The organism is Streptomyces sp. NBC_00075 (assembly GCF_045041225.1).
In the GTDB taxonomy this organism is placed as follows: Bacteria; Actinomycetota; Actinomycetes; order Streptomycetales; family Streptomycetaceae; genus Streptomyces; species Streptomyces adonidis.
Genome location: NZ_CP108243.1, coordinates 524,441 through 542,000, shown reverse-complemented (window position 1 = coordinate 542,000; position 17,560 = coordinate 524,441). Strand labels below are relative to the sequence as shown.

Below are 17,560 nucleotides of genomic sequence, written 5' to 3'. Positions count from 1 at the left end.
ACCTGCACTCCCTACCCGGGCCCCCGCTTGTGCAGGGAGTAGTGGTCCATCAGCTTGCCCCGGGTCAGCTCCAGCCGGTAGGCGAGGATCTCGGCGATGATCCGCACCAGTTGCAGACCGAGCGCCGGTTCCTCGTCGCAGAGCCTGAGCACCGCCTCGGCGTCGAACTCGTACGCGCGTACGGGACTGAATGCCTCGGCGCCGAAGTCCCACTGGTGGGGCGGGAAGAGCCAGGACCAGCCGAGCAGATCGCCCGCGCCGAGGCTCGCCACGGTCACCCGCTGCACCGGCGTCACCTGCTGGACCAGGGAGACCGCGCCGGAGCGGACGACCCAGAAACGGTCGGCGGTGCCGCCCGCCTCGAAGATCGTGTGGTCCTCGGCAAAGGACACCTCGGTCGCGAGCGCCAGCAGCCGCTCACGGCGGGGCGGGGGAAGGGCGGACAGCAGCTTGGTCGCTTTGGTCATGAGCAGGGCTCCTCGCCGGCGATCTGGATGCTTCCCCTACCCCCATTTGAGCCGTTGCGGACGTCTCGGGCACCTCGGCGGAGGGAACAAGACCGATTTTTGACATGAGAAGGCCCTGGCTGGACGGGGGAGACCAGCCAGGGCCGTAGGTGGTGGCACGCGGAGGGCGGTCGCCTCTCGGCGAAAGGCTCCATGGGGCTTCAGCCGAACGATCTTCCCCATGGGCTATAGGTGAGGCCCGGGGACACTGTCCCCTCCGCAGCCACGTAGGTAAGAACGGCCGACCTCCCCGGGTTGTTCCGCATCGACCCCGAACCAGAGCGTGATCCACGTCACGTCGGGTTTCGGGGAGTGAACAGGGGGTCCGGGGGTGCTCAGGCCTCCGACGCCTGCGCGATCAGCGTCTGTAGATGCAGGCCCCGACGGGCGTCCAACTCGCCGGGGACACCGGTGCGTACGGCGGTCGCGAACTCGCGGCGCAGCACCGGCCAGCTCTCCTCGTGGTCGAGGTCGGTGCTGTCGAACACCAACTCCGGGCCGGAACCGAAGAGTTCGATGCGGGAGACGCTCCGGGTCACAGTCACCGAACCGGACAGGGAGGCCTGGCTGACCGCGCCGTTCTCGTGCTCACAGGTGAGTTCGATCCAGCGGCGCGGATCCCCTGCCCCGCGCACCCGGACGATCCGTCCCACGGCCGCGTCGAGCAGGTCGAGGGCGTGCGGCCCGATATCGAGCAGCGCGCCGTGTTCGAGCCGCCACGGGGTGGAGAACGCGCCGCCCAGGAAGGCCCCGTTGAGAATGGCCGCCCGCGCGCCGAACACGTCCGCCTCGCCCGCCGCTTCCAGGAACCGGCGGGTCTCGGGGTGGTAGCGGTTGGTCAGGGTGACCTGGGAGACGACCCCGGCCTCGTCGATCGCGTCCACCAGCCGCCGGGCCGCCCCGAGATCCTCCGCGATCGGCTTCTCCAGCAGCAGCGCCTTGCCGGCCTTCGCGGCGCGCAGGGCAAGCTCGGCCTGCACGGCGGGCGGCACGGCGAACGCCAACGCCTCGCAGGAGTCGAGCAGTTCCTCGAACCGGGCGGCGACCGGCGCCCCGTACGGAGCCGCCGTCTCCTGGGCGGCCTCGGGACGGCGCGCCCAGACCCCGGCCAGCTCGGTCTCGGGGCCGGCGGCCAGCACGCGCGCGTGCACCCCTTGCGCCCAGGGTCCGGCGCCGACGAGCCCGACCTTGACGGGCGGGTGCGACCACGGTGCGGCGGTACTGGTCACGACAGGGTCCAATCCGTACGGGAGGGCCGATACGGAGATCACTCTGCGGGCCCGCCCGCCGTACCGTCAACCAACATCCGCCCTGGGTACGCGCCGTCCGTTCAGCGGAACATGTTGTCGGCGTCCTCCCAGCGCGCCAGTTCCTCCGCCGCCGGGTTCGGCCGGGGGATGGGCGCCCGGGCCTGGTACATCGCGTCGATCTCGACGGCGTAGTGCCGCACGATCGCGTCCCGGCGCAGCTTCATCGAGGGCGTCAGCAGACCGTTGCTGAGGGCGAAGGGCTCCCCGAGGACCCGGAACACCCGGATCGACTCGGACCGCGACACCGTGCTGTTGGCGGCGGCCACGGCCCGTCCGATCTCCTCCCGCAGGGCGTTCTCCTCACGCGCCTGCCGTTCCGGGGCGTCGTCCTGGAGGGTGAGCGAGCCCCGCCAGTGGGCCAGGAACTCCGGGTCGAGGGTGATCAGGGCGCCCACACAGGGCCGGTTGTCGCCCACGATCACCGCCTGGTGCACCAGCGGATGCACCCGCAGCCGCTGTTCCAGGGCGGCCGGCGCGACGCTCTTGCCGCTGCTGGTGATGATGATGTCCTTCTTGCGCCCGGTGATCGTCAGATACCCGTCCTGGTCCAGCCGCCCGATGTCCCCGGTGGCCAGCCAGCCGCCGTACAGCGCGGCCCGGGTGGAGGCGTCGTCGTTGACGTACCCCTGGAAGACGGAGGCGCCGTACACCATGATCTCGCCGTCGTCCGCGACCTGGATCTCCGAGCCGGGCAGCGCCTGCCCGACCGTGCCGAACTTCTCCCGGCCCACGGGCTGCGCGGTGATGCCGCCACTGGTCTCGGTGAGGCCGTAGCCGTCGTGGACGAGGATGCCGATACCCGCGTAGAACAGGGCCAGTTCGCGGTTGAGGGGCGAGCCGCCCGAGACCGCGCCGCACACCCGCCCGCCGAGGGCGGCCCGGAGCTTGCGGTACACCGTCCGCTCGTAGAGGGCGTGTTGGAGCCGCAGGTCGAATCCGGGTCCGGAGCCGGTGCCCAGCCGCTGCCGTTCGAGAGCCGTCGCGAAGTCCCGCGCGGTGCCGACGGCCCGCTCGAACAGGGCGCCCCGGCCGGCCTTCTGGGCGGCGCGCAGGAAGTTCTTGTAGATCTTCTCGAACACCGAAGGCACCGCGTACAGATACGTCGGCCGGAAGGAGAGCAGCGCCGACGACAGCGCGTCCCCGCTCAGGTCCGGCTCGTGCCCCATCAGCATGCCGCCGCGCAGACACAGGCCCTGGATCATCAGGCCGTACACGTGCGAGAAGGGCAGGAAGGCGAGGACCCTGGGCTGTTCGCCGGGCGGTGCCGCCGTCTGCCGCCAGCCCGCGAGCAGGGTGTCGCAGGGGCTGGCCAGGTTGCGGTGGCTCAGGGCGCAGCCGCGCGGATGCCCGGTCGTGCCGGAGGTGTAGGCGATCACCGCGGTCGAGTCCGGCAGCACGATCCGGCGCAGGGAGTCGACCGTGGCCATCGGTACCGGCCGCCCCAGCTCCACGAGTTGGGGCAGGGCTCCGTCGTCGAGCTGCCACACGTTGCGCAGCAGGGGCAGCGAGGTGCACACCGAGCCGACGGTCATCAGGCCCTGTTCGTCCTCGACGACGACGGCGCTGCACTGCGAGTCCGAGAGGATCCAGGCGACCTGGTCGCGCGAGGACGTCGGGTAGATCGGCACGACCTCGGCGCCCACCGCCCAGAGCGCGTAGCAGAGCACCGTCCACTCGTAGCGGGTGCGGGCCATGATGGCGACGCGGTGGCCCGGTGAGATGCCGGAGGCGACGAAACCCTTGGCGAGATCGACGACCTCGTCCCGCAGGTCGGCGGCCCTCACCTCGGTCCAGTCCGGCTTGGCCGGGTCGAGGCGGCGCGCGAGCTGCGGCAGGTCGGGTTCCCGCAACGCCGTGTCGAAGACACTGTCGGCGAGACCGCCCGTCAGCGGTGCGGTGGTGGGGGGAGCGAGGGCGAAGTCGCGCATGCGCTGCTCCTGGATCGTACTGACTGTGACCGCGCCGACGAGTGGAGTTATCGACGGTGAACGAATCTAGCTCAGGTGGCGGACGTTGTTGTCGGGAACTGTGAAGTAGGTTTCCCGAAGATGCTCAGGACGTGGTTTCGGCAGTGGTTCGGAAGACGCTTTCCACTCGCGCCCCTCGCGTCACCTCACCCGCGCACCGGCGTCAGCCACACCGTGGCGAGCGGCGGCAACGTCAGCCGGACACTCGACGAACGGGACTTCACCGGCCCGGAGTTGCGGACATCACTGCCCCCGTACCGGGCGGCATCCGTGTTGAGGACCTCCTGCCAGGCGGGCACCGAGCCGGGCATGTCGAGACGGTAGTCGTGGCGGACGACGGGGGAGAAGTTGCTGACGGCCAACAGGGGCGCCCCGGCCGCGTCGTAGCGCAGGAACGCGAAGACGTTGTCCTCGGCGGCGTCCCCGGCCACCCACCGGAAACCGGCGGGATCGGTGTCGCGCTGCCAGAGGGCGGGGGTGCGCCGGTAGACGGTGTTGAGATCGCGGACCAGATCGCGCACGCCCCGGTGGTCGGGTTCGGCCGCGTACTCCTTGTCCAGCAGCCACCAGTCCGGCCCGTCGGCCTCGGACCACTCCGAGCCCTGGGCGAACTCCTGCCCCATGAAGAGGAGCTGCTTGCCGGGATGGGCCCACATGAAACCGAGGTACGCGCGGTGGTTCGCCCGTTGCTGCCACCAGTCGCCCGGCATCTTCGACACCAGCGAGCCCTTGCCGTGGACGACCTCGTCGTGCGAGATGGGCAGGACGTAGTTCTCGCTGTACGCGTAGACCATGGAGAACGTCATCTCGTGGTGGTGGTACTTGCGATGGACCGGCTCGTGCCCCACATAGCCGAGCGAGTCGTGCATCCACCCCATGTTCCACTTCAGCCCGAAGCCGAGCCCGCCGCTGTCGGTCGGCCGGGTCACCCCGCCCCACGCCGTGGACTCCTCGGCGATCGTCATGACCCCCGGGACCCGCCGGTACACGGTGGCGTTCATCTCCTGGAGGAAGGCGACCGCGTCCAGGTCCTCCCGCCCGCCGTGCACGTTCGGTGTCCACTGCCCGGAGTCGCGCGAGTAGTCGAGGTACAGCATCGAGGCGACCGCGTCGACCCGCAGCCCGTCGAGGTGGAACTCCTCGCACCAGTACACGGCGTTGGCGACCAGGAAGTTCCGCACCTCGGTCCGCCCGAGGTCGAACTCGTAGGTACCCCAGTCCGGATGCTCGGCCCGCCGCCAGTCGCCGGGCTCGTAGAGTGGCTCCCCGTCGAACCTGGCCAACGCCCAGTCGTCCTTGGGGAAATGCGCCGGAACCCAGTCCAACAGCACACCCACACCGGCCCGGTGCAGCGCGTCGACCAGATACCGGAAGTCGTCGGGGGAACCCAGCCGGGCGGTCGGGGCGTAGTAGGAGGTGACCTGATACCCCCAGGACCCGCCGAAGGGATGCTCGGCGACCGGCATGAGCTGCACATGCGTGAAGCCCAAGTCCCTGACGTAGGAGGGGAGTTCATCGGCGAGCTGACGGTACGTCAACCCCGGGCGCCAGGACGGCAGATGGACCTCGTACACGGAGAACGGCTCCTCGTGCACGGCACTGCCGGACCGGCGCGCGAGCCACTCCTCGTCGCCCCACTCGTAGTGGGAGACCGTGACGACGGACGCCGTCGCGGGCGGCACCTCGGTCCGCCGGGCCATCGGGTCGGCCTTCATGACCCGGCCGCCGTCCCGCGCCACGACCTCGAACTTGTACCGCTCGCCCTCCCCGACACCGGGCACGAACAGCTCCCATACCCCGGAGGAACCGAGCGACCGCATCGGATACCCGGCGCCGTCCCAGAAGTTGAAGTCCCCGGTCACCCGGACTCCGCGTGCGTTGGGTGCCCAGACGGTGAAGCGGGTGCCGGTGACGCCCTGGTGGGTCATCGGCTCGGCGCCCAGCGCCCGCCACAGCTCCTCGTGCCGCCCCTCGCGGATGAGATGCAGGTCCAGCTCACCGAGGGCGGGCAGGAAGCGGTACGGATCCTCGCCCTTCGACTCACCGCCCTCGTACGACACCAGCAGCGTGTAGTCGGGAGTCTCGGCGATGGGGCGATCGAGGGGGATCAGGGCGCTGAAGAACCCGTCACCGTCGTCGTCGAGGGCATTGACCCGCCCGTCCACGACCACACTCACGCCGCGCGCGAGCGGGCGCAGGGCACGGAAGACGACCCCGCCACCCGGCACGGGATGCGCGCCGAGCAGCGCGTGCGGGTCGTGATGGGTACCGGAGAGCAGGCGCTGCCGCTCGTCGGCGTCCCACAGGGCGTCGCGTCTGCCCAGGGAGGACGGGTCGGGGAGGGCGGAGTCGTGCAGGGCCACAGCGGTCAGCCTCCTCGGACGGCGAGTCGTTCGATCGCCGCCATGGGGACGGGGAGCCAGTCGGGGCGGTGCCGGGCCTCGTACACGACCTCGTACACGGCCCGGTCGGTCTCGTACGCGCGCAGCAGCCCGGGGATGCGGCGCGGATCCCAGCCGGCCCGGGCCGCGTACCCCGCGCAGTAGGCGTCCCGGCAGTGTTGCGCCCACTCGGGGCGCCACGGCCGGCGCGTACGGGCGGCGTAGTCGAAGGAGCGCAGCATGCCCGCGATGTCCCGCACCGGTGACTGGGCGCTGCGGCGCTCGGAGAGGGGACGGGACGGCTCACCCTCGAAGTCGATCACGAACCAGTCCCCGCCGGTACCCCCGGTGCACAGCACCTGCCCGAGGTGCAGATCACCGTGGACGCGCTGCGCGGCCGGACCGGCGTCGAACCCGGCCGACGTGTCGAACGCGGCCCGCAGCCCCTGGGCGTACGGCCGCAGCGCCGGTACATGGCGTACGGCGGCATCGAGACGCTCGGCCATCGCCGCCGCCGTACGTGTGTCGTGCCGCATGCTGCGGGTGTCGCCGGGGAAGGCGGTCGCGAGGGCCAGGTGTACGTCGGCGGTGGCGCGGCCCAGTTCGTGGGCCTCGTCGGTGAACGGGTGCCCCGAGGCGAGCGCGCGCAGGGCCAGCGTCCAGCCGTCGGAGGCGCCGGGCAGGAACGGTTGGAGCACGCCGAGGGTCGCGTCCTGCGGCAGGTCGGTCCGGAACCAGGCGGCGGGGGCGGGTACGCGGGCGCAGCCCTGGCGGGCGAGGGCGGCGGGCACCTCCAGGTCGGGGTGGACACCCGGCTGGACGCGTCTGAGCACCTTCAGGATGAACGAGTCGCCGTACACGAGCGAGGAGTTGGACTGCTCGACGTCGAGGAGCCGCGGGGCGAGTCCGGCGGGCACGGTGACTCCGGGGTCGGCCTCGAAACGCAGGGGGCCGGCCGTGCCGGGATGCCGGAGGCGCTCCAGCAGCAGTTCCGCCGCCCGGGGGTCCTGGAGGGCGTCGTAGACCAGCAGCCCCGCCAAGGGCCCTTCCTCCGCGCGGCCGATGAGGGTCCGGCGAAGGTGCGGTGACATACGGTCCCGTACGCCGAGGAGCAGTTGGTAGCAGTCGCCGGGCGGGGGAGTGCCGCCGGGGGCGGGGACGGGCGTGTGGCCGGTGCGGACGAGCAGGTGGAGGCAGCCCGGAAACAGCTCGGTCATCGACAGCAGGCCCAGGTCCGTGACGGGCCGGTCCTTGCCCGCGAACCAGCGCTGCTGGGGCAGCCATTCGCGCAGCAGCCCACCGAGCGAGGTCAGCGGCCGGGCGAGGTCCGTCCTGCTCTGGCGAAGAGAAGCGGTCTTCGGCATGGTGACGCGTCCTTTCGCGGGCACACGCTCAATGTCGTCGGCCAGTGCGCGGGGTGACTCGGGTGAGCCTGAACCAGTAGAAGCCGTGTCCTGCGAGGGTGAGCAGGTAGGGGAGTTCGCCGATGGCGGGGAAGCGGACTCCGCCGATGAGTTCGACCGGGTGGCTGCCGCTGAACGCCCGTAGGTCGAGTTCGGTGGGCTGGGCGAAGCGGGAGAAGTTGTGGACGCAGAGGACGAGGTCGTCCTTGTGTTCGCGCAGGAAGGCGATCACGGCCGGGTTGGAGGAGGGCAGTTCGGTGTAGGAGCCCAGTCCGAACGCGGGGTTCTGCTTCCGGATCTCGATCATGCGCCGGGTCCAGTGCAGGAGCGAGGACGGGGACGACATGGAGGCTTCGACGTTGGTGACCTGGTAGCCGTAGACGGGGTCCATGATCGTGGGCAGGAAGAGGCGGCCGGGGTCGCAGGAGGAGAAGCCGGCGTTCCTGTCCGGGGTCCACTGCATCGGCGTGCGGACCGCGTCGCGGTCGCCGAGCCAGATGTTGTCGCCCATGCCGATCTCGTCGCCGTAGTAGAGGATCGGCGAGCCGGGCAGGGAGAGCAGCAGGGCGGTGAAGAGTTCGATCTGGTTGCGGTCGTTGTCCAGGAGCGGGGCGAGCCGGCGGCGGATGCCGATGTTGGCGCGCATACGCGGGTCCTTGGCGTATTCGGCCCACATGTAGTCGCGTTCCTCGTCGGTGACCATTTCGAGGGTCAGCTCGTCGTGGTTGCGCAGGAAGATGCCCCACTGGCAGTTCGAGGGAATGGCCGGGGTCTTCGCGAGGATCTCCGAGACCGGATAGCGCGACTCACGGCGCACGGCCATGAAGATGCGCGGCATGACCGGGAAATGGAACGCCATGTGGCACTCGTCCCCGCCGCTGCGATAGTCGCCGAAGTAGTCGACGACGTCCTCGGGCCACTGGTTCGCCTCCGCCAGCAACACCGTGTCGGGATAGTGGGCGTCGATCTCCTTGCGGACATGCTTGAGGAATTCATGTGTACGCGGCAGGTTCTCGCAGTTCGTCCCCTCGGCCTGGTACAGGTACGGAACTGCGTCGAGACGGAAACCGTCGATTCCGAGGTCCAGCCAGAATCGGAGAGCCGCCAGAATTTCCTCCTGTACCGCCCGGTTCTCGTAGTTGAGGTCGGGTTGGTGGGAGAAGAAGCGGTGCCAGTAGTACTGCTTGCGGACCGGGTCGAAGGTCCAGTTGGAGGCCTCGGTGTCGACGAAGATGATCCGGGCGTCCTGGTACTGCTTGTCGTCGTCCGCCCAGACGTAGTAGTCGCCGTACGGGCCTTCGGGGTTGCTCCGGGACTCCTGGAACCACGGATGTTCGTCGCTGGTGTGGTTCATGACGAAGTCGATGATGACGCGCATGCCGCGTTGGTGGGCGGCGTCGACGAATTCGACGAAGTCGGCGAGGTCGCCGAATTCGGGGAGGACGGCGGTGTAGTCGGAGACGTCGTAACCGCCGTCACGGAGGGGGGATTTGAAGAAGGGGGGCAGCCAGAGGCAGTCGATGCCGAGCCACTGGAGGTAGTCGAGTTTGGCGGTGAGGCCTTTGAGGTCGCCGACTCCGTCGCCGTTGCTGTCCTGGAAGGAGCGGACGAGGACCTCGTAGAAGACGGCGCGTTTGAACCACTCGGGGTCCCGGTCCTTGGCGGGAGTGTCCTCGAAGGTGTCCGGGACGGGATCGTTGACGGTCACGGCGTTACTGGCCTCCAGTCGAGTACCGCAGCAGGTGGAAGACGTGTGCGGGCGCCCTGCCTGGCTCCAGACGTACGTAGTTGGTCCGGCCCCAGTAGTAGGTCTCGCCGCTCAACTCGTCATGCACCGTCAGGGAATGCCGTTCGGGTTCCCGCCCGTCCAGGCCGAGTTGCGGCATGTCCAACGAGACCGTCGCCTCCTGGGTGTGGTGAGGGTCGAGGTTCACGACCACCAGGACCGTGTCGTCGCCGGTGCGCTTGCTGTACGCGATCACCGCGTCGTTGTCGGTCGAGTGGAAGTGCAGATTCCTGAGCCGGTGCAGGGCGGGATGGTCGCGCCTGATCCGGTTGAGGGCGGTGACGAGCGGGGCGATCGACAGCCCGTTCCGCTCGGCGGATTCCCAATCACGGGTACGCAGTTGGTATTTCTCGGAGTCCAGGTATTCTTCGCTGCCCTCGCGCAGAGGGGTGTTCTCACAGAGTTCGTAGCCGCTGTAGACGCCCCAGGTGGGGGAGAGGGTGGCGGCCAGGACGGCGCGGGCCTCGAAAGCGGGACGCCCGCCCTGCTGAAGGTACGCGTGGAGGATGTCGGGGGTGTTGACGAAAAAGTTCGGGCGCATGTACGCGGCCGGGTCACCGGACAGTTCGGTGAGGTATTCGGTGAGTTCGGGTTTCGTGGTGCGCCAGGTGAAGTAGGTGTAGGACTGCTGGAAGCCGGTCTGGGCGAGGGTGTGCATCATCGCGGGCCGGGTGAACGCCTCCGCGAGGAAGATCACGTCGGGGTCGGTGCGGTTGATGTCCGCGATGACCTGTTCCCAGAAGACGACGGGTTTGGTGTGCGGGTTGTCGACGCGGAAGATCCGCACCCCGTGGTCCATCCAGTGCCGCAGTACCCGCACCGTCTCCGCGACGAGTCCGGGGAGGTCGGCGTCGAAGGCGATGGGGTAGATGTCCTGGTACTTCTTCGGCGGGTTCTCCGCGTACGCGATCGTCCCGTCCGGCCGGTGATGGAACCACTGGGGGTGCTTCTGCACCCAGGGATGGTCCGGGGAGCACTGGAGGGCGAAGTCGAGGGCGATCTCCAGGCCGTGGCGGGCGGCCTCGGCGACGAAGAAGTCGAAGTCCGCCAGCGTCCCGAGATCCGGGTGCACGGCGTCGTGCCCGCCGTCCTCCGAACCGATCGCCCACGGCACGCCCACATCGTCCGGGGTGGCGGAGAGGGTGTTGTTGGGGCCCTTGCGGAAGGTGTGCCCGATGGGGTGGATCGGGGGGAGATAGAGGACGTCGAAGCCCATCGCGGCGATCGACGCCAGCCGCCGCGCGGCCGTGCGGAACGTCCCGTGCGGCTGCGCGGGCGTCCCCTCGGAACGGGGGAAGAACTCGTACCAGGCCCCGTACAGCGCCCGCTCCCGCTCCACCACCAGCGCCAACGGCTCACTGGACGTGACCAGTTCACGCAACGGGAACCGGGCCAGCACCTCGTCCACCGCCGGGGTCAGCGCCGGTGCGAGACGATCCGAGACAGGGAGCGAGTCGTCGCCCAGGGCCCGTGCGGCGGCCAGCACGACAGCACGGGCCGCCTTCTGCGGCACACCTGCGGCGGCACGCTCGTACAGCAGCGCGCCCTCCTCCAGCACCAGCCCGGTGTCGATCCCGGCCGGGATCTTGATGCCCGCGTGATGCCGCCAGGTACTGATCGGATCGCCCCACGCCTCGACCCGGTAGGTCCAGTGGCCCGTCGTGTCCGGGGTGACGTCCGCGCCCCAGTGGTCGGAACCCGGGGCGAGTTCACGCATCGGTGTCCAGGGGCCCGGGCGGCCCTCCGGGTCGCACAGCACGACGTTCGCGCCGACCGCGTCATGGCCCTCGCGGAAGACCGTCGCAGTGACCTGGAAGGTCTCTCCCGCGACGGCCTTCGCCGGGCGTCTGCCGCCCTCGACGGCCGGGCGCACGTCCCGGACCGGGATGCGGCCGATGGCCGGAGTCGGGCTCATGGGTCTCACCTCTGCCGTACGGGGGTCGGGGGTCGGGACGGGCGTCGCGGGCGGTGCCGGTGGGCTATCCGCCTGCGGCGGAGCGTTGGACGGCGGGTGGAGCGTGCCCGGTGAAACGGTCGGTGTGGGTCCAGCCGGCCTGCTCGCGCAGGTAGGTGACCAGGCTCGTGCGGAGATAGCGTTCGGCGGCGTGTGCGGCCTCGCGCGCGCACCGCTTCCCCATCAGTACGCACAAGGTGTAGCCCGAGTCCTCGAAACTGTCGCGCGCCGAACGGTCGGACGGGGCCGCGAGCATGACGCGCTCCCACGCCCGGTACTTGTTCAGCTGTCGGGCGACCTCGGCTTTGGCGGGCAGCAGCATGGCGCTGGTCCCCTTCCTCATGACTGACTGCTTGAGCGACTTCTGTGGTTTCCACGGCGAGACCTTCACTCATGGTGCACGTGCGGCGACCCAGCGTCTTGTTAGGTCTTCAACAATCACAGGGGGCGCTCGTGTTGCACGAATGGACTAGCGCTCCCACTCTGGAGCTGACTCAGAAGCGAACAGTGCTCACGCTTCGCGTTCGGAAGGGTGAGTCCGCCGTGAGGAGCCAACGACGATGAAGACCGCAGAGCCCTGCTACTACCACCTCGACGTGGAGATCTGCCCGGAACGGGTCGGCCAGGTCGAGCGCATCCTGGCCGCTCATCTGCGCCTGTGGGACCTGGAGCACCTCGTCGGACCCGTCTGTCATGGCACCGAAGTACTGCTGCGTGCCATCGACGAGCACGCGACCGACAAGCGCGCGGTGATCGAGATGTGGTGGAACGGCCAGCACCTCTTCACGGCCATCGCCGAGCACGACCGCGATCTGCGCCCCGACCGGGAACTGCGCGGCTGTCTGGCGTGGATCGCCGCCCTGAGCGACGGCTGGGGCTGCTGTGCCACGGCCACCGGCGCCAAGATCATCTGGTTCTCGCGCCGGGCCCGCTCCCGCGAAGGCGTCCCGCTGGTCTCGACCGGACCCGCGCCGACCCTGCGGGAGGTGCGCCGGGTGCCCCGAGTGGTCCCGTCCTTCGCCGGTGCGACGGGCAGGGCGCGGGAGTCCTTCGTGAACGTGTAGGAGCGGCACATTCCGGACTCCCCCGGGGCGCAGTGGAGTTGACACTCTGTCCCGGGGCCGGGGTGGGGCACACGGGGAGCGCAGTGCACAGAGGGCACACCGTGTTCAGGTACGTCCACTACGAGGTGGCGTGCGCGCTCCTCGCGTTCTGCGCGGCGGTGGTGAGCGCGGGGGTGGTGTTCGGGGTGGAGGGCCGGCGCCCACCGCGCACGCCCGGCAGCCTGAGGGGTCAGCGCGGGACGCGTGAGGTCACCGTGAACTGCGCCCCGTCCGGATCACGCAGCACCGCCTCGAACGGCACCGAACCGTCGTACCGCAGAACACTGCCGCCGTTGTTCTCCGCGGCCTTGACGCAGGCCGTCACGTCCTCGACCGCGAAGTGGACCTGCCAGTGCGGTCGGATCGTGGGGTCGGGCGCCGCCTCCAGGGCGCCCGAGACGATACGGGCCACGACATCGCCCCGGCTGCGCAGCACGACCTCGTCGGCCTCGTAGTGGACCTCGCAGCAACCGGGGCGGTCCGAGGCCCAGTCCAGGATCTCCCCGTAGAAGATGGCCGCGTCGAACGCGTCGCGGGTGTGCAGCCGTACGAACGCCGGTGCCGCGCGTCGCCAGGCCTCCCAGCCGGCGAGCAGCTCGCCCTCCCAGATCCCGAAGATCGCCCCGTCCCGGTCGGCCAGCAGAGCCGCCCGGCCGGGCGGGAAGGAGATCGGTCCGACCGCCGTCGTACCGCCGCGCTCGCGGGCCCGGCCCGCCGCCTCGTCCGCGCTGGGCACGGCGAAGTACGGGATCCAGGCGACCGCCACCTGCCATACGGAGGCCACCGCGGCGATCCCCGCGACCGGTGTGCCCTGCACCAGCGCCACCCGGAAGCGGTCGCCGAGCCGGGCCGAACGCCACCGCCAGCCCAGTACGGCGCTGTAGAACGCCTCGGTGGCCCGCAGATCGCGGCTGGTCAGGCTCACCCAGCAAGGGGCGCCGAACACGGAATGGGTCGAGACGACGTCCGTCGCGCCGCTGGGCTGTGTCGTGTCGTGGTTCATGGCACTCGCGTCCTGGTTCCGTCCACCGGCGTGTGCCGGCCGGACACCAGTCTCCGGCCGAACCCCGTCCCGGTGCCTGTCCGAGTACCCCGATCGGGCCTGTTGGCACCCGGGAGGCCCTGTGGCGACGATGGGGGAGTACGTTTGACGTGACCCGGAGGTGACCATGTCCATGCCCATGGACGGCGGCCCGAGCGAGGACGACCAGGTCGTCGCTCTGCGGGCCGAGGTCGACCAGCTCAAGGAGGCCGTCACCTCCCATGCCGTCGTGGACCAGGCGATCGGCATGATGGTCGCGCTGGGGCGGGTCACACCCGACCAGGGCTGGGAAGTACTGAAAGAGGTCTCCCAGCACACCAACATCAAACTGCGCAATCTCGCGGAGATGATCCTGATCTGGGGACGGAACGGAGAGATGCCGTCCGACATCCGTGCCGAACTGGAAGACGCGCTGGACCGCTTCGGACCCACCCAGATTCCGGGTGGCGCACCGGACACGGAGCGCTATTCCTGACCGGGGGTGTTTCAACCCCGCCCCTGCGGTGACACCGGGGAGCAGGGCACGCTGGGGAATCGCTCCCGGGAGGGTTCGGCAGTGAGCCCGCCCCTCAGTCGCCCGGCCGTGAACGACCTGCCCGGGCGACTGGGGTGTGTACGGGGCCGTTCCTCAGCAGGCATCGGCGAGCAGTTCTCCGTCGGACGGTTCCTCGTCGACGTCGAGTTCCTCGCGTACGCGTGCGCAGCAGGCGCTGAGCAGCCGGGAGACGTGCATCTGGGAGATGCCGAGCTGCCGGGCGATCCGGCTCTGTGTCATCCCGCCGAAGAACCGCAGGTAGAGGATGGTCCGCTCCCGTTCGGGCAGTGCCCGCAGGCACGGGCTGACGGCCGCGCGGTCCACGATCAGGTCGAAGCCGGGATCGGCTCCGCCGACCGTGTCCGCGAGCGCGTACCCGTCGGTGCGCGGCAGCTCCGCCTCCAGCGACAGCACGGAGAAGCACTCCAGTGCCTCCATGCCCGTACGCACCTCGCTCTCGCTCAGCTCGGTGTACGCGGCGATCTCGGCGACGGTCGGGGGTCGGCCCGGGACGGTGGCGGACAGTTCCTTGGAGGCGGCGCGTACCCGGTTGCGCAGGTCCTGGACGCGGCGCGGCACATGCAGTGCCCACAGGTGGTCGCGGAAGTGGCGCTTGATCTCACCGGTGACGGTCGGCACGGCGTAGGCCTCGAAGGCGGCGCCGCGCGTGGGGTCGTAGTGGTCGACGGCCTTGACGAGGCCGATGGCCGCGACCTGGTAGAGATCCTCCAGCGCCTCGCCGCGGCCCCGGAAGCGGACGGCGATCCGCTCCGACATGGGCAGCCAGGCCTGCACGAGTTCGTCGCGGAGGGCGTGGCGCTCCGGCCCTTCGGGCAGTCGGGCGAGGCGTTCGAAGGCGGCGGTGGTGTCGGGGGCGTCGTCGTGCGGATGGCGATTCGTTCTCGTGGCGATACGCATCGCGCGCACCTTCCTCGGTCGGTGCCGGCTGGACAGACACCGCGGGAGGGTGCGCTCACGGACCGCACGGAGGACGGCCGAAGGCCCGGCGAACCGGCTCCCACGGACGTGCCTCCTGTCCGAAGCACTGAAAGGGAAATTCCCGCTCCCGGTGACATGGAAACAAATCACCATAAAGAGTGACTTGCTGCCTCTCGCTGATCGCCGTGCGGATTCACGGCGACACGGAAGATGTCGCATACATGTTCTTGACTCGTCCTTTCCCTCCTCGTTTCCCCGATACCTCTGACACAGAGCTAATCTCGGCGTGTGGAACCAGCGACCTTCGCGGACGAACTGGCCGACGCGCTTCTCGGAGTCCAGCGGCTCATCCGGCGCCGACTGCGCAGCGGGACGAAAGTGCCCCGGCTGCGGGGCGCCGAGGTCGAGCTGCTGCGCCTGGTCATGGACCGCCCCGGCATCGGTATCTCGGACGCGGCCAGGGAGCTGTACCTCGCGGGCAACTCCGTGTCGACGCTGGTGAACCAGCTGGTCAAGGACGGCTATCTGATCCGCGGTACGGACCCCGCCGACCGGCGGGCCGCCCGGCTGCTGCCCACCCCGGCGGCCGAGGCGCGCCTCGAGGACTGGCGGGAACGGCGCACCGCTCTCGTACGACGACAGGTGGCGCGTCTCGACGACGCCGACCGGGAGGCCCTGCGGGCCGCGCTCCCGGCCCTGCGGAGACTGGCCCGGAACCTGCGCGAGGAGGCGGAGGAGTCATGACGTACGACAGGACCACCGAGATCGCCGAGACCTCGGAGAACGCTGACATCGCCGAGAGCCGGGAAGCCGTCAGCTGTACCGGACTCGTGTACGCCTTCGGTGGGACCAACGCCGTCGACGGGCTCGATCTCGGCGTCCGGGAGGGGGAGGTGTTCGGCCTCCTCGGGCCCAACGGCGCGGGCAAGACCACGGCGATCCGCTGCGTCACCACGCTCCTGCCGGTGCCCGCCGGCATGGTCCGCGTCTTCGGGCACGACGCCGCCGGGGACCGGATGGCGGTGCGCCGGCTGCTCGGGTACGTGCCGCAGCAGCTGTCCGCCGACTCCGGGCTCACCGGACGCGAGAACGTCGTCCTGTTCGCCCGGGTCTTCGACGTCCCGCGCAGGGAACGCGCCGAACGGGTCGGCCAGGCGCTCGCGGCGGTCGGCCTCGGCGACGCGGCCGACCGGCTCGCGGGGACGTACTCCGGTGGCATGGTGCGCCGGCTCGAACTCGCCCAGGCGCTGGTCAGCGCGCCCCGGCTGCTCATCCTCGACGAACCGACCATCGGACTCGACCCCATCGCCAGGACGGGCGTGTGGGAGCACATCGACGCCGTGCGCGCCGCCACCGGCATGACCGTCCTGGTCACCACGCACTACATGGACGAGGCCGACCAGTACTGCGACCGCATCGCCCTGATGCACCACGGCCGCATCCGCGCCCTCGGCACCCCCGACGAACTCCGCGCGGGACTCGGCGAACGGCGCCGGGCCGAGGGCGCGTCCGACACCGCCCCGCCGCCCACGCTGGAGGACGTCTTCCGGGACATCGCCGGCAGCGGCCTCGACGAACGGTCAGGAGACTTCCGCGATGTCCGCAGCACCCGCCGCACCGCGTCCCGCGTCGGCTGACCCCACCGCCCTGAACCTGCTGCTCGTACCGCCCACGCCCAGAACGGGCTGGCGGCTGCTGCCCGCCCGGGTCGGCGCCATGTGCGCCGTCGAACTCCAGAAACTCCGCCACGACCGCACCGAGCTGTACACCAGGGCCGTCCAGCCCGCCCTCTGGCTGCTGATCTTCGGCGAGACCTTCACCAGGATCAAGGCGATACCGACCGGCGGCATCCCCTACCTCGACTATCTGGCGCCCGGCATCATCGCCCAGTCCGCGATGTTCATCGCCATCTTCTACGGCATCATGATCATCTGGGAGCGGGACGCCGGAATCCTCACCAAGCTCCTCGTCACCCCCACCCCGCGCGCGGCCCTCGTCACCGGCAAGGCCTTCGCGGCCGGGGTGAAGGCGCTGATCCAGGCCGTCGTCGTGATCGTCATCGCCGCCCTCCTCGGCGTGGCCCTGACCTGGAACCCGCTCAAGCTGCTCGGCGTCGCGGCGGCCGTCGTCCTCGGCTCCGCCTTCTTCTCCTGTCTGTCGATGACGATCGCCGGGATCGTCCTCACCCGCGACCGCCTGATGGGCATCGGCCAGGCCATCACCATGCCGCTCTTCTTCGGCTCCAACGCCCTCTACCCGGTGAGCGTCATGCCGGGCTGGCTCCAGACGGTCAGCCGGATCAACCCGCTGAGCTACCAGGTGAACGCCCTGCGCGGACTCCTCCTCGGCACCCCGTCCAACCTCGCCGTCGACTTCGGGGTCCTGCTGCTCGCGGCCGTCCTGAGCATCGTGGCGGCCTCCTCGCTCCTCGGTCGGCTGGCCCGCTGAACGCCGGTCACGACCATGCACCGGAACGTGATGTGCGGCACGCGGCCGACCAAGGTTGGGCGGCCCTTCGGCGGATTTCCGCTGCACACCGCTTGATCAGTGATCAAGGGGGCGAATTCGCTGGCCACAGCGCATTCTGCTCATTTGACTGTGCGCCGGGCACAAGGATAGGAAGCAGCCATCCGA

15 protein-coding genes are annotated in these 17,560 nt (G+C 70.0%); 5 read left to right on the top strand and 10 right to left on the bottom strand.

The window, feature by feature from the left end:
- Positions 1 to 11 precede the first annotated feature (11 nt).
- The 8 genes from OG787_RS02470 to OG787_RS02435 form a co-directional block, all read right to left on the bottom strand.
- Positions 12 to 467, bottom strand: a complete 456-nt coding sequence (locus OG787_RS02470; protein ID WP_369031211.1) for a cyclic nucleotide-binding domain-containing protein — start codon at positions 465 to 467, stop codon at positions 12 to 14.
- Between the two features lie 374 nt (positions 468 to 841).
- The gene (locus OG787_RS02465) at positions 842 to 1,735 is read right to left on the bottom strand and encodes a Gfo/Idh/MocA family protein (protein WP_369031212.1); all 894 of its coding nucleotides are present in this window, start codon (positions 1,733 to 1,735) and stop codon (positions 842 to 844) included.
- A 101-nt stretch (positions 1,736 to 1,836) separates the two neighbouring features.
- The gene (locus tag OG787_RS02460) at positions 1,837 to 3,744 is read right to left on the bottom strand and encodes a long-chain fatty acid--CoA ligase (RefSeq protein WP_369031213.1); all 1,908 of its coding nucleotides are present in this window, start codon (positions 3,742 to 3,744) and stop codon (positions 1,837 to 1,839) included.
- Positions 3,745 to 3,929: 185 nt separating this feature from the next.
- Positions 3,930 to 6,146: a 1,4-alpha-glucan branching enzyme gene (glgB, locus tag OG787_RS02455; RefSeq protein ID WP_405534150.1), complete on the bottom strand. Its 2,217-nt coding sequence runs from the start codon at positions 6,144 to 6,146 to the stop codon at positions 3,930 to 3,932.
- Between the two features lie 5 nt (positions 6,147 to 6,151).
- Entirely contained in the window at positions 6,152 to 7,528 is a 1,377-nt protein-coding gene (locus OG787_RS02450; protein ID WP_405534149.1) for a maltokinase N-terminal cap-like domain-containing protein, read from the bottom strand.
- A gap of 28 nt (positions 7,529 to 7,556) precedes the next feature.
- Entirely contained in the window at positions 7,557 to 9,275 is a 1,719-nt protein-coding gene (gene treS, locus OG787_RS02445; RefSeq protein WP_405534148.1) for a maltose alpha-D-glucosyltransferase, read from the bottom strand.
- Between the two features lie 4 nt (positions 9,276 to 9,279).
- Positions 9,280 to 11,268, bottom strand: a complete 1,989-nt coding sequence (locus tag OG787_RS02440) for a maltotransferase domain-containing protein (RefSeq protein ID WP_405534147.1) — start codon at positions 11,266 to 11,268, stop codon at positions 9,280 to 9,282.
- A gap of 64 nt (positions 11,269 to 11,332) precedes the next feature.
- Positions 11,333 to 11,629 (bottom strand): DUF5133 domain-containing protein, encoded by a 297-nt coding sequence (locus OG787_RS02435; RefSeq protein ID WP_369037767.1) that lies wholly within the window; start codon positions 11,627 to 11,629, stop codon positions 11,333 to 11,335.
- A 238-nt stretch (positions 11,630 to 11,867) separates the two neighbouring features.
- Here OG787_RS02435 and OG787_RS02430 point away from each other — a divergent pair, with 238 nt between their 5' ends.
- Positions 11,868 to 12,371, top strand: a complete 504-nt coding sequence (locus tag OG787_RS02430) for a pep a2 (protein WP_405534146.1) — start codon at positions 11,868 to 11,870, stop codon at positions 12,369 to 12,371.
- 229 nt (positions 12,372 to 12,600) lie between these two features.
- Here the strand turns inward: OG787_RS02430 and OG787_RS02425 are convergent, their stop codons facing one another.
- Positions 12,601 to 13,413, bottom strand: a complete 813-nt coding sequence (locus OG787_RS02425; RefSeq protein WP_405534145.1) for a VOC family protein — start codon at positions 13,411 to 13,413, stop codon at positions 12,601 to 12,603.
- Positions 13,414 to 13,579: 166 nt separating this feature from the next.
- Here OG787_RS02425 and OG787_RS02420 point away from each other — a divergent pair, with 166 nt between their 5' ends.
- Positions 13,580 to 13,927 (top strand): ANTAR domain-containing protein, encoded by a 348-nt coding sequence (locus OG787_RS02420; RefSeq protein ID WP_405534144.1) that lies wholly within the window; start codon positions 13,580 to 13,582, stop codon positions 13,925 to 13,927.
- Between the two features lie 153 nt (positions 13,928 to 14,080).
- Here the strand turns inward: OG787_RS02420 and OG787_RS02415 are convergent, their stop codons facing one another.
- Positions 14,081 to 14,905, bottom strand: coding sequence for a SigB/SigF/SigG family RNA polymerase sigma factor (locus OG787_RS02415; RefSeq protein ID WP_369037758.1), 825 nt, complete (start codon positions 14,903 to 14,905; stop codon positions 14,081 to 14,083).
- Between the two features lie 309 nt (positions 14,906 to 15,214).
- Here OG787_RS02415 and OG787_RS02410 point away from each other — a divergent pair, with 309 nt between their 5' ends.
- Genes OG787_RS02410 through OG787_RS02400 form a run of 3 tightly spaced genes read left to right on the top strand, consistent with a single transcriptional unit; the run spans position 15,215 to position 17,374 of the window.
- Positions 15,215 to 15,670, top strand: a complete 456-nt coding sequence (locus OG787_RS02410; RefSeq protein ID WP_369037759.1) for a MarR family winged helix-turn-helix transcriptional regulator — start codon at positions 15,215 to 15,217, stop codon at positions 15,668 to 15,670.
- Positions 15,667 to 16,563: an ATP-binding cassette domain-containing protein gene (locus OG787_RS02405; RefSeq protein ID WP_405534143.1), complete on the top strand. Its 897-nt coding sequence runs from the start codon at positions 15,667 to 15,669 to the stop codon at positions 16,561 to 16,563. Before OG787_RS02410 ends, OG787_RS02405 begins: the two co-directional genes overlap by 4 nt.
- Entirely contained in the window at positions 16,523 to 17,374 is an 852-nt protein-coding gene (locus OG787_RS02400; protein WP_369037761.1) for an ABC transporter permease, read from the top strand. Before OG787_RS02405 ends, OG787_RS02400 begins: the two co-directional genes overlap by 41 nt.
- Positions 17,375 to 17,560 lie beyond the last annotated feature (186 nt).